Origin of the sequence: Idiomarina sp. ST10R2A5 (assembly GCF_051842325.1) — a bacterium.
GTDB classification, from domain to species: domain Bacteria; phylum Pseudomonadota; class Gammaproteobacteria; order Enterobacterales; family Alteromonadaceae; genus Idiomarina; species Idiomarina abyssalis.
The window spans coordinates 149,991-161,703 of sequence record NZ_JBNIEX010000006.1; the positions used below are offsets into that span (position 1 = coordinate 149,991).

Annotated in this window: 15 protein-coding genes; 8 read left to right on the plus strand and 7 right to left on the minus strand. The window is 45.2% G+C overall.

Translation table 11 applies throughout. The annotated features are described in order from the left end of the window. The first annotated feature begins 382 nt into the window (after positions 1 to 382). The gene (locus tag ACP7FG_RS09460; protein ID WP_439226230.1) at positions 383 to 1,468 is read left to right on the plus strand and encodes a helix-turn-helix domain-containing protein; all 1,086 of its coding nucleotides are present in this window, start codon (positions 383 to 385) and stop codon (positions 1,466 to 1,468) included. A gap of 190 nt (positions 1,469 to 1,658) precedes the next feature. After that, positions 1,659 to 2,243, plus strand: a complete 585-nt coding sequence (locus ACP7FG_RS09465; RefSeq protein ID WP_439226231.1) for a hypothetical protein — start codon at positions 1,659 to 1,661, stop codon at positions 2,241 to 2,243. Between the two features lie 35 nt (positions 2,244 to 2,278). On the opposite strand, the gene ACP7FG_RS09470 is transcribed toward ACP7FG_RS09465, so the two are convergent. After that, a complete protein-coding gene (locus ACP7FG_RS09470; RefSeq protein WP_439226232.1) occupies positions 2,279 to 2,854 on the minus strand; it encodes a helix-turn-helix domain-containing protein in 576 nt (191 codons plus the stop codon). Between the two features lie 88 nt (positions 2,855 to 2,942). Here ACP7FG_RS09470 and ACP7FG_RS09475 point away from each other — a divergent pair, with 88 nt between their 5' ends. Then, entirely contained in the window at positions 2,943 to 3,587 is a 645-nt protein-coding gene (locus ACP7FG_RS09475) for a LysE/ArgO family amino acid transporter (RefSeq protein ID WP_439226233.1), read from the plus strand. A 127-nt stretch (positions 3,588 to 3,714) separates the two neighbouring features. After that, positions 3,715 to 4,818 (plus strand): Fic family protein, encoded by a 1,104-nt coding sequence (locus ACP7FG_RS09480; RefSeq protein WP_439226234.1) that lies wholly within the window; start codon positions 3,715 to 3,717, stop codon positions 4,816 to 4,818. On the opposite strand, the gene ACP7FG_RS09485 is transcribed toward ACP7FG_RS09480, so the two are convergent. Together ACP7FG_RS09485 and ACP7FG_RS09490 are read right to left on the minus strand one after the other, a co-directional pair. After that, complete coding sequence (locus tag ACP7FG_RS09485; RefSeq protein WP_439226235.1) at positions 4,815 to 4,979, minus strand: hypothetical protein; 165 nt, start codon at positions 4,977 to 4,979, stop codon at positions 4,815 to 4,817. The two genes, ACP7FG_RS09480 and ACP7FG_RS09485, sit on opposite strands and share 4 nt — an antisense overlap. Next, complete coding sequence (locus ACP7FG_RS09490; RefSeq protein WP_439226236.1) at positions 4,976 to 5,212, minus strand: hypothetical protein; 237 nt, start codon at positions 5,210 to 5,212, stop codon at positions 4,976 to 4,978. The genes ACP7FG_RS09485 and ACP7FG_RS09490 overlap by 4 nt, the downstream gene beginning before the upstream one ends. 129 nt (positions 5,213 to 5,341) lie before the next feature. On the opposite strand from ACP7FG_RS09490, the gene ACP7FG_RS09495 reads away from it, so the two are divergent. From ACP7FG_RS09495 to ACP7FG_RS09505, 3 genes are all read left to right on the plus strand, one after another. Then, positions 5,342 to 5,638 (plus strand): hypothetical protein, encoded by a 297-nt coding sequence (locus tag ACP7FG_RS09495; protein WP_439226237.1) that lies wholly within the window; start codon positions 5,342 to 5,344, stop codon positions 5,636 to 5,638. 17 nt (positions 5,639 to 5,655) lie between these two features. Beyond that, entirely contained in the window at positions 5,656 to 6,075 is a 420-nt protein-coding gene (locus ACP7FG_RS09500) for a nuclear transport factor 2 family protein (RefSeq protein ID WP_439226238.1), read from the plus strand. 154 nt (positions 6,076 to 6,229) lie between these two features. After that, positions 6,230 to 8,098, plus strand: a complete 1,869-nt coding sequence (locus ACP7FG_RS09505) for a DUF885 domain-containing protein (protein WP_439226239.1) — start codon at positions 6,230 to 6,232, stop codon at positions 8,096 to 8,098. Between the two features lie 77 nt (positions 8,099 to 8,175). Here ACP7FG_RS09505 and ACP7FG_RS09510 read toward each other — a convergent pair whose 3' ends face one another. Both ACP7FG_RS09510 and ACP7FG_RS09515 read right to left on the minus strand, forming a co-directional pair. Beyond that, a complete protein-coding gene (locus tag ACP7FG_RS09510) occupies positions 8,176 to 9,075 on the minus strand; it encodes a diguanylate cyclase domain-containing protein (RefSeq protein ID WP_439226240.1) in 900 nt (299 codons plus the stop codon). Between the two features lie 108 nt (positions 9,076 to 9,183). Further along, positions 9,184 to 9,789, minus strand: a complete 606-nt coding sequence (locus ACP7FG_RS09515; protein ID WP_439226241.1) for a methyltransferase family protein — start codon at positions 9,787 to 9,789, stop codon at positions 9,184 to 9,186. A gap of 131 nt (positions 9,790 to 9,920) precedes the next feature. Here ACP7FG_RS09515 and ACP7FG_RS09520 point away from each other — a divergent pair, with 131 nt between their 5' ends. Continuing rightward, positions 9,921 to 10,391 carry a hypothetical protein gene (locus ACP7FG_RS09520; RefSeq protein ID WP_417448050.1) on the plus strand — a complete coding sequence of 157 codons (471 nt, stop codon included), beginning with the start codon at positions 9,921 to 9,923 and terminating at the stop codon, positions 10,389 to 10,391. 10 nt (positions 10,392 to 10,401) lie between these two features. On the opposite strand, the gene ACP7FG_RS09525 is transcribed toward ACP7FG_RS09520, so the two are convergent. Both ACP7FG_RS09525 and ACP7FG_RS09530 read right to left on the minus strand, forming a co-directional pair. After that, the gene (locus tag ACP7FG_RS09525) at positions 10,402 to 10,680 is read right to left on the minus strand and encodes a peptidylprolyl isomerase (protein WP_054490045.1); all 279 of its coding nucleotides are present in this window, start codon (positions 10,678 to 10,680) and stop codon (positions 10,402 to 10,404) included. A 26-nt stretch (positions 10,681 to 10,706) separates the two neighbouring features. Further along, positions 10,707 to 11,141, minus strand: coding sequence for a nuclear transport factor 2 family protein (locus tag ACP7FG_RS09530; protein ID WP_439226242.1), 435 nt, complete (start codon positions 11,139 to 11,141; stop codon positions 10,707 to 10,709). Positions 11,142 to 11,713: the final 572 nt, after the last annotated feature.

Genomic DNA, 11,713 nt, shown 5'->3' on the forward strand with positions numbered 1-11,713 from the left:
CTAATTATTGTTAAAATAGTTAACCTGACAGGTTAATAAAAATATATGGATATACAATTCAAATCGAGAAAACTCGAGAAGCAGCTCAGCAAAGATAAAGAGATGCAGAAGGCCTACGGAAGCAATCGGAGCAAACATCTTCGACGGGTGATGGTGTCGCTATCGGCTGCGCCTACCTTAGGTATATTTGCTCCGCCATATAGCCCGCCTAATCGATGTCATGAGCTAACTGGCAATAGAAAAGGAACTATTTCGATAGATCTCGATGGTCCATATCGATTGTTATTTGAACCTATCAACGATCCACTATCAACTTTGCCTGATGGCGGACTAGATTGGGGTGGCGTTACAGCAATTAAAATACTGGGAGTGGAGGATACTCATGGTTAAAGTAAAAAATGAGTTTCACCCTGATTATGCGGTGCCTCCGGGCGAGATTCTGGAATATGAGTTAGAGCTTCGTGCGATGAGCCAAAAAGAACTCTCTGATCGGACAGGCATTACCTCTAAGCATTTAATCTCAATTATCAAGGGGGATTCAGCGATAACACCGCAAACAGCGATTAAGCTTGAGCGAGTGTTGGGTATGCCTGTTGATTATTGGCTGAACCTAGAATCTCAATATCGAGAAATATTAGCCCGAAAGTCTGAGCAAAAACAGCTAGAACGCGACTTGGAATGGCTTAAGCGTGTTCCTGTGAATGAAATGGCAAAGCGTGGTTGGATAGAAAAGCCGAAAGATAAGATGGAGGTACTAGACCGCGTACTTAAGTTCTTCGGTATAGCCAGCGTGGCTCAATGGGATGATATCTGGCCAAATTTAGCGGTTGCATATCGACAGCATCAAAAGCATGAGGTGTTTCCTGAAGCCGTATCGGCTTGGTTGCGGAAAGGCGAGCTAGAAAGCCATAAGATTCAATGTAATAAGTTTGATAAATCTGGTTTTAAGGCACTACTTTCCGACCTTCGGGAGTTAACAACTAAGACACCAGAAAACTTCGTTCCTGAATTACAACAAAGATGTGCAAATTTTGGTGTTGCTGTAGTTTTTGTGCCCGCATTACCGAAAACGAGCGTGAGTGGTGCTACACGTTGGCTCACAAAAGATAAAGCATTGATTCAGTTGAGCTTACGATATAAATCAAATGATCACCTTTGGTTCACGTTTTTTCATGAAGCCGGTCACATTTTACTTCATGGTAAAAAGGAAATGTTTCTGGAAGGAACCAACGGACTGGATGGTAAAAAAGAGGAAGAAGCGGATAAATTTGCCGAAGAAATGCTTATACCGCGAGCTGAGTTCAATGCCTTTGTGAAAACTCGTAACTTTTATGCCGATGATATACGTGGGTTTGCGGACGCTATCGGTATAGCCCCAGGAATCGTCGTTGGTCAACTACAGCATAAAAAGTTTTTGCCGCAGAACTTTTGCAACGAATTAAAACAACGCTATGAGTGGGAGGGGTAAGATGTTTTCAGAGAACTATCAGCAGATAGAAAAGAGAGAATACCGAAGGTTTCTGAATACCTGGATGATTTTTTAATCTCTCAAACAAATGAAGCTCAAATTCAGCATCTCAAATCAACTCACTAAGCTATGTAAGCTAGACTTGCTTCGCCTTACTGATGCGAACGGAGAAAACCCTGGTGTACAGCCAGTGGTAACAAACAGTGTGCAATGTGGCTGGCAATTTCATGTCGTACGCGATGAGCTCTGTTGGCTGGTGTTTTCCATGGAGTCGTATAGCCGCTACAGCATTGTCATGCCCTATGTATTAAAACCGGACTGGAATGAAATTGCTCGGGATTTTGATGCTCTATGGTTAGAGCACATGTTGGCTTGGTTCCGTATGGGTGGCTTTGTGCGAACAGATGCACAAATTGCCGAAGTCGTGCGGCAATTTAACACGAAGCCGATTGCAGAATGCCATCGTAATTTGGACATGAGTATTAACGGCCATTTAGCCGACGCAAAGCTGTGGCTAGAGGCTTATAAACGAGATGTTAAACCACGCTTATTCGATAGCGAACACGCCTGGCACTTTTGTGAAATGCTAAATCAGGAAACAAAACGAGTGAACAAACAACGCCGTAAAAGTGCGGAGTTTGTGCCTTTAGAACGATTCTTATACGACAACCTGTATCGTTATGCGAAGGGGCTCTGCGACGGGCCGATCCCGGGAACCAAAGAAGGTGATTTTCCAAACCCGCATAAACAAGGACCGGACTTGCGGTTGGTTTGATGTATCGAACTGGGTATAAAATTTCAATGAGAGCTCTACCTAGACTTTTCGTAAACCGTCATAGTGAAGTGAACCGGTTCGCTAGTGCTGTTCTGGTATGTGTGAGCAACGTCCATTTCGGCGGTCATTGAGTCACCCGCCGATAAAGTATAAGTTTCTTCATTCACCAAAACGTCTAAACAACCCTCCTCAACGTGAATGAGTTCAATGGTTCCTTTAGAGTGCGCTTCAGATACAAACTGCTCTTTAGGAAACATAGACCATCGCCATAACTCAATCATGATTGAGCCCTTTGAACCTGCAAGCAGGCGAGCCGCCCCTCCATGATCACCATTCCAGAGTATCGGAATATCCTTAGGCTGTCGAATCGTTACTTTTGGTTCGTCTGACACAGCTACAATATCTGCGACAGAAACAGCGAGTGCATTGGCTAATTTGCATAGAATCCCTATGCTTGGGTTTGCACGCCCTTTCTCTATTTGCACAAGCATTCCCTTGCTAATTTCGGCATTTTTAGCCAGCTCATCAAGGGACATTCCGTATTGTTTACGAAAGGTGTAAACGCGTTTTGCGATAGCTTCATTAATAGCTGTTTTATCTTTATCGGTCATTATATTGACTATTTGTTTCTTTATATTAAACTGGCGATGATTTCCATTATCGTTGACTTAAACGATTAGAACAACGCAGGAAGTGATAATGTTTGAGTTTGTCAGTGTATTCGTTATGGGTGCCGTAATTTCTGGTGGGTTGATTATCGCAATTGGTAGCCAGAATGCCTTTCTGTTAAAAACAGGGCTAACCAATAATCATCCGTTTGCAGCGGCGACCGTTTGCTTTATCGGCGATATTCTACTTATTGGTGCGGGCGTATTTGGCGTTGGCGCGCTCTTTTCGATTGAAAGCATCTGGGGGCAAATGCTGAGCTTAGCGGGTGCTATTTTCTTAATCTGGTATGGAAGTAATGCGCTAAAAGCAGCGATAAAAGGTGAAAGTCGATTATCGATAGAAGAGAGTGAAAGCAAAAGCAAAAGAACATCGCTTAAAAGCGCATTATTGATGGCTTTTGCAATGACATTTTTAAACCCACACGTTTATATAGACACTGTTGTTCTGGTTGGCGGTGTTACTGCTGGCCTTGAGCAAGTCTATAGACCGTGGTTCGTTGCCGGAGCTTTATGTGCCTCGGCAACCTGGTTCTATACACTGGTATTTGTTGCAAAAAAACTTGCGAGCAAACTGAATAAACCAAGAACCTGGCGTATTATCAATGCATTAATCAGTGCGGTAATGTATCTGATTGCAGGTAGTCTTTTAGTAGATTTAGTCCCGTATTGGCTTTAGCAGGTAAAAGGTACAGAAGTACCAATGTTTGCAAAATGAGCCGAATACACCTACTATTTGGCTCATACGGTGAGCCGAATAGACTCATTGTTCAGCTCACGACACAAGCAACTAAGGTAATCAGCAAATGACCGTGTGGCTTTGGCAACATAAAAACTGGCCGAACATGGTGTGGCAGCAACAACCGCTGGCGCCTTTGTTGCGTGGTGTTTACGATCGTCTCGGGCAACTAAAAGGTAAGTCTGCACTGGTTGAGAATGACGCTGAGTTTAGTCTGGATACGCTCCTGGCAAATATTGTTGCATCGTCTGAGATAGAAAGTGAAAAAGTTGATGTGTACGCGGTGCGCTCATCTTTAGCTCGGCAGCTTGGTATTAATGATAACTCTCCGGTAAAAACGGATGGTTCCTCGGAAGGGCTAGCCAGTTTAATGCGATCTGCAGTAACAGACCTGGATGAGCCAATTAAATTAGAAAGGCTACTAAACTGGCATCGATGGTTGTTTGAGCATCATGAATCGCTTATGCAACAAGTAGAACCCGGTGTTTTACGCGGTGGAGCGTCCATGCAAATTGTTTCTGGGCCTATTACACGACCGACCGTTCATTTTGAAGCGCCCCCAAGAAACACTATTGAGCCAGAGCTCGAAAGCTTTGTTAATTGGTACAACGAAACGCAACATGACACGCACTATGACCCCCTATTACGCGCCGCTATTGCCCATTTGTGGTTTGTGACAATACACCCATTTGAGGATGGTAACGGGCGCATAACTCGAGCACTTACCGACAGAGCTCTGGCTCAGGCGGACAGGCAAAGCATTCGGTTATTTGCGATGTCCGAAGCGATTCTGGCAAATCGTACGGGTTATTACGACATACTGGAATATACTCAGAAACATGGGGTTGATATAACGCCATGGCTTGTTTGGTTTTTACAAACACTTGCTGAGGCTATTGATGCTGCTCTAATAAAAATTGACCGGGTTGTCGCTAAGGCAAAATTCTGGGCTCACCACGCGGAGAAAAATGTTCAACCGAATCAGCAAAAGGTGCTTAACCGGTTGTTGGATGGTGATTTTGCGGACGGCATTAATGCATCGCAGTATAAGTCGGTGGCTAAAGTGAGCAAAGCAACGGCGACGCGACATTTGGCGGATATGGTTGCACAGGGGCTGCTTTATAAAACACAAGGTGGGGGGCGAAGTACGCGTTATAAGGTTTTAATCTAACGTAACAACAACCACACCCCACCAAGGTAAAGTATTGTAATAAGTACGCTTTCCAGACCAATACGGCCGGGGCCTTCACGCTCACGCCGAATGAGGCCGATGATCAGAATAGCTGACATTAACAGCGTCAGGCAGACCCAGAACAAGGTACCGTCGGTCATGGTGTGATAAATCGATCCGTCGCGGTAGGCAATATCCGATGCAGCGGTAAATAAGGTATCAAACGCGTTACCACCGATAACACCGCGCCTGCTGCGGCTTCACCGATACCAGTGCGATCGGCAAGCTGATCGACAATACGTGTAATGCGGGTACCGGCAATAGCAATAACCAGAGCGCAAAGCCCAAATACCGCCAGTCCTTGAAATAAACTCCAGTTTTCAGGGTTTAACAAATGCCAATGCCCCTTACTACGACTGATAAAATGAGTATAGCTAGCTGAATAGGCGGGTCAAACACCAGGCAGGGCAACATTGTTGTTATTAGGTTATCCTATGGCTAGAAAGCTATTAAAGGTGTTTGTATGCGAAAAACGGACAAAAAGCTGGAACGAGAGATAATCCGCGAGCTGACTCAGGTGTGTGAAGCGGCAAAGTTTGAATATGAAGGCTTTATTTGGCTCACGCATGAAGTGGATTATCAGCGCTTTCCGCAAAGTTTAAAGGTGACGCTTGTGTTTAACGAGAGTGTAAGCAAGGATGTATTACTTGCCGAGTTTCAGGCTTTGATTCCAAAAGTGCAGTTCGCACTTGAGCCTGTAATAGGTGAGCCTTTGCCGGCTGCACAAATTGAAGCGTGCCGGGAACACACACTGCAGTAACTGAATAAGGATTGATCATGCGGCATTTAGCTTCCTGTTTCATGCTCTTTTGCGTTGTCTTATCGGCTCCCGGCCTGGCGGCTTCCGAGCGTTCTGAACAAGTTAAGGGATTCGTGGCCGCGTTTAATGCGCACAATGCGGAGCTAATGTCACAATACGTGACCGATGATATTCAATGGCTGTCGGTTAATGGTGACAGAATAGCGGTTGAAACCAGCGGGAAGACTGAGCTCATTGAAGCGATGGACGGATACTTTAAATCTTGCGCGTCGTGTCAAAGTGAAGTAACCGACCTAACTGTATTAGGAAACCGTGTCAGTACAGTGGAAGAAGCAAGCTGGCGGCAGAACGGAGAGCTGAGGTCGCAGAAAAGCCTGGCGATTTACGAGTTTAATAATAGCCTCATTCGTCGCGTTTATTACTTTCCTGCAGAATAAGTTATCTCGCAACAGTGCCCGAGTTATTCCGGACATTTTCACTGGGTTGTCGGCATAGACGTTTGGGCGTAGCTATTACCCCTGCCGTCGTCTCTTCATTGACATCCCGTGCTGTACACGCTATCTAGTTGATGAAACAACAGGAGAGAACATAATGTTTGAATATAAGAAAATTGCGCTGGCTGTCTCGCTGGTGCTAATGACGACCGCTTGTTCAGACGCTTCCAAAGAAGAAGCGACGACGGCAAATGCTCAGTCTCAAACCGCAACGTCTGAAAACACTACTCAGAATGCTGAACAGACTGAATCTGAAAAAGCCAATAAGCTGTTTGAAGACATTTTTATGGAAAATGTCATGCGCAGCCCAATGTATCAGTCTTATCTTGGTATTAAAGAAGACCAGGACAAATGGGACGATATTTCTGAAGCGGCAGCAGAGGAAGAGCTGGCGTTACAGAAAGAGCATTTAGAGCAAGTGAAGGCGATTGATGAGTCAAAGCTGAATGAGCAGACTAAAATAAGCTGGATGCTGATGAAGCAGAAGCTGGAAAACGAGATTGCTGATTACAAATGGCGTCATCACAACTATCCGGTTAATCAGATGTTTGGCATGCACTCCAGTGTTGCTTCGTTGTTGATCAACCAACACGGTATTAGCGAATTGGACGATGCACAAGATTACATTGCTCGTTTAAATGGCTTGCCGGGGCTGTTTGACCAGTTGGCAGAGAACCTGGAACTGCGGGCTGAAAAAGGCATTATCGCACCGAAATTTGTTTACCCCTACGTAATTAGCGACAGCAAAAACATTATTACCGGTGCGCCGTTTGATGACGGTGAGCCTAGTGCTTTGTGGAAAGACTTCACCAGTAAAGTTGAGAAGCTTGAGCTTGAAGAAAGCCAGCGTGAAGAGCTGTTAGCGTCTGCAGAAAAAGCCATGCTGGAATCGGTTAAGCCTGCCTATGAAGGTTTAATTACCGCGGTGGAAGGTATTGCCGAGCAAGCTACGACCAAAGACGGTGCCTGGAAATTCCCTGACGGTGAAGCGTTTTACAATAATGCGTTAAAGCGCACCACCACGACTGACTTAACCGCAGAAGAAATTCATGAAATTGGTTTAAGTGAAATGGAGCGTATTCATGAAGAAATGCGCGGCATTATGGAAGAAGTGGGATTTGAAGGAACGCTGCAAGAGTTCTTTGTCCATATGCGCAATAGCGAAGAGTTTGTTTACCCGAACACCGAAGAAGGTCGCAAGCGTTATCTGGATGAAGCAACGGCTTACATCGATAACATGCGTGGGCGTTTGGATGAGCTGTTTATCAAAAAGCCTAAAGCTGATTTGATTGTCAAAGCGGTAGAACCTTTCCGTGAGAAGTCAGCGGGTAAGGCCTTCTACCAGCAGCCATCAATGGATGGTACTCGCCCTGGTACTTACTACGCGAACCTTTATGACATGGCGGCTATGCCGACTTATCAGATGGAAGCGCTGGCTTACCATGAAGGTATTCCGGGTCACCATATGCAAATTGCAATTCAGCAAGAGCTGGAAGGTATTCCTAAGTTCCGTCGTTTTGGCCGTTACACGGCTTACAGCGAAGGCTGGGGACTGTACACCGAGAAGCTGCCGAAAGAAATTGGTTTGTACAAAGACCCATACTCCGACTTTGGCCGCTTAGCGATGGAGCTATGGCGTGCGGTTCGTTTAGTTGTTGATACCGGTATTCATGATAAGAAATGGACGCGTGAAGAAGGTATTGATTTCTACGTAACCAATACACCGAACGCAAAGTCAGACGCCGTGAAAATGGTGGAGCGTCACATTGTCATGCCAAGCCAGGCAACTGCCTATAAAATTGGCATGAACAAGATACTGGAATTACGTGAAAAAGCTAAGTCAGAGCTTGGCGATAAATTTGATATTCGTGAGTTCCATGACGTTGTGCTTGGCAGTGGTCCAGTACCGCTGAACATTCTGGAGCAATTTGTTAACGACTACATTAGTGAGACAAAAAACTCTTAGAAGTAGACTCTAAAACGGCAACAGCCGTGTCTGATTCAACGCACCACCCTTACCAAGGTGGTGCGTTTTTATATCAACTACTCACTTAATTGATTACCGCCATTCCTTTTAGCTCGGTACATAGCCTCGTCAGCCTGACTTATTAGGGTGTCTGCGGTGTCACCGTGCTGTGGCCACAAGGCCATACCCATACTGCAGGTAACGACCTCTTCACCATGGGGCAGTCGCAACGGTGCTTGCATTGCTAGCCGGATTTTTTCTGCCACAGCACGTACCGTCGTTATACCTTCGTCTGTTGAGGGAACGGCATCAATAAGCACCACGAATTCATCGCCACCCAGTCGAGCAACAGTGTCGGTTGCGCGGACTGCCGAAGCCATGCGTTGGGCAACTTCTTTTAACAGTTGATCGCCTGTGGCGTGGCCGTACTCATCATTAATGAACTTGAACTTATCGAGATCCAGATACAGAAGACCTAAACCTGTACCGTCTCGAGTGGCACGCTTTTGGGCTGTACTGACTCTGTCGTAGAACAAAGCGCGATTAGGTAATTGAGTTAAGGGATCAGTCAGCGCCATGTGCTCAAGGCGAGCAATCAAGCTTTCGCGGTCGTGCTCCAGGCGCTTTTGTTCAGAAATATCGCGGGCGACGCCAACTCGCCTTTGATCACGCTCTGACCAGCGAGCTGACCAAAGTATGTGTGCAACGGAGCCGTCTTTACGTATATAACGGTTTTCGAAGTGCACCACTTGGTCACCGGAGTTTATTTTCTGTGCTATAGCCATGGTTGCCTGATGGTCATCAGGGTGAATGAAGTCGAACATTGAACGATTCATCATTTCGTCTGGTGTATAACCAAATACGCGCTGAGTGCCAGGGCTTAAATAACTAAACCGGTGCTGCTGGTCAACGACGCAAATAGCATCGAGCAGAAGGTCCATATACTCGGCGAGTTCTGCAAATGCAGTTTTGTTCATGAGTTTGCCCGGTTTTTCTGGAATTATAGCCATCTTAATGGAAGCTGCTACATAAGTAACCTGTGATGATGTTGTTTTCAACAGAGCCCACAGCACAACTGAACGAACTCAAAACCAGCGTGGCACCTCGGCCTTGTACTGAAGATATTTGTCACCGTAAAGCTCACTCAGTGCTTGTTCTTCTTTTACCGCTTGCAGGCGTATCATTGCGACGCCCATTGCCAGACAGATGAGTGTAAACAGGCTGGGCAGCGTCAAAAATAACCCAATTTGTCCCAGCATAATGGCTAAAAACATAGGGTTTCGCGAGCGTGAAAAAGGCCCTTTTGTCAGCAAGGCCCGGTTTCTATCGGAGTCTATCCCTGAGCGCCAGTCTTGTCTCATGTAAGCATGGTTGTAGCTTACGAGCCCCAGAGACACCAGCATAATGACCATACCAGTGGAAAGAACCCAGGGGTTATAAAGTGAGGCGAAAACTCCCAGCCAGGGGTCTATAGGGAAGAAAACGCGGGCAACACAAACAACTAAAATGGTTCCACGAAAAAGGTTAAAGACCTGCCTTATCCACCAGGTAGCACTGCCTTTTTCCCCATACTGAATGTGACTTTGTGCGGTGCGCTTTGAAAGCCCAATGGCGGTGCTTGCGTAATGAACCGCAATAAAGAGAAAGTACAGTGCTAAAAAATGACGGCTAATTAGGTCAATATCAGGCAAAAAGAGCTCCGTTCAGTTGGTATGCTTAGTCTCTTCTATTTTACGGTTCCTTAAAGATATTGAAAGAGTTGAGTGAAATCGCCACTTCTGTGCTATTCATTAAGTAAGCGATTAAAACTGAGAGTAGCGTTATGCAATATACATTTTATTCTGGGCTGGCTCTAAGCGGCATGCTGTTATTGGCAGGCTGTGCATCACCTTCTTCCTCAGTACTTATTGGCGAAGCTCGCCCTGAAATTCCGGTTGAGCAGGTGAAGGTGTACTTAGAAAAGCCGGAGAACTACGAAGAAATTGCGTTGATAGAAGCCACCAGTGATTCGTCCTGGAGTTTTGGTGAACAAGCTAAGGTAGAGGCGGTTCTGCAACGTTTGAAAAAAGAGGCGGCGAAGGTCGGCGCAAATGGGGTTTTACTTGAAAAAACGGGTGATAAAGAAGGTAACTCCGTTTATGTGGGCACCGGTGCCGGAGGCTACTCAGGGAACGTTGGGTTTGGTGTCAGTGTGGGCAAAGCGTTTGGACTGACCGATAAAACAGGAGAAGGCATCGCTATTTATGTAGAGCCTGGTAAAAAGGACGCCGACCCGGTTGAGGAGCAAGAATAAAAACGGTTTGTTAGCTGCGGGACAATGTCTTAATTAAGTGCCAGCCGAACTGAGTTTTGACCGGCCCGTGCACTTCAAGAGTGGGCTTGCCGAACACGACTTTGTCAAAAGCAGAAACCATTTGGCCGCGATTAAACTCGCCTAAATCGCCGCCTTTTTTGCCGGAGGGGCAAAGTGAGTGTTTACGTGCTAACTCTGCAAACTTAGCGCCCTGCGCAAGTTGCTCTTTTAGTTTTTCGGCTTCGTCTTTGGTTTCGACCAAAATATGTAATGCGTGTGCTCGTGCCATTCTTTACCTCCGGTTGCTGTTTACTTTTATTCAGGAACTTCAGTTGCGTTCCAGTTGACGGCTTTCCAGCTACCGTCACGCTCAATTAAAACGCCGGTATTGTAATAGTATTTTGTTACTTTTCCTTCCTCTTCGGCGGTTAGCGTGAAATTAAATACCACAGTATCGCCAAACTGTTTTATTTCGATGTCTTCGGCCCCGTACCAAACTTTTACTTCTTCAGGGTCTTTAGCTTTGGCGTCTTTCATGCCGGACATAAGGTGTTCTTTACCAAAGCGGTTACCGCTGGAGCTGGTATAAGTGAGTTCTTCTGCCCAGAACCGGTCATGAGCTTTTGGAGAATTAATGCTGGCGCCATACAAAAATGCTTTTACGGCTTTTGTGGTGGCTTCTTCGACACTTTCTTGGGCTAAACTTGTTATGCTGAATAAAAGCGTAAAAACGATCAGTAAGTATCGCATTAGTATCATTCCTTTAAGTTATGACGTTGTTTTCGATATGCTGTAAGCATATGGCAAGCTTTGGACTTAACAGCTTCCGCTTTATAGCTACGATTAGTGCAAATTAGTAGGAAAGACGAGCAGCGTGACTAATTTTTTGTCTAAAGAACCGCCCTCTAAGTTAGAGAGCGGTGAGAGTTTTAGTTTGCCACGAAGTCATAACTTTTTACATTTTTATATAATTGAATTATATAATATATGAATCCTAGGATAGGTATGAAGAAAAGTAAAAAACTGATTAAAAGTTTTCCCTTTATGATTTTCCCAACATACTTTTTCTGATGTAGTGCCAGTAAAACCGTTAATAAAACCATCGAAGCAAAATAAATTTGGCCTGCAATAACCGCGTTCATAATTTTTACTCCGTTTAATCATATCCAACAGGAGGGCAGTCAAGTACTTCCTGTGAACCGACAGTGGCAAGTCCAGCAGTTAACAATAGTGAGTTAAATAGTTTCATGTCGTATCCCTTTTCAGTGAATTCAACATAAAAATATAACAATAAGCGTTTATTTCCAGTTTCAACTGTAAAT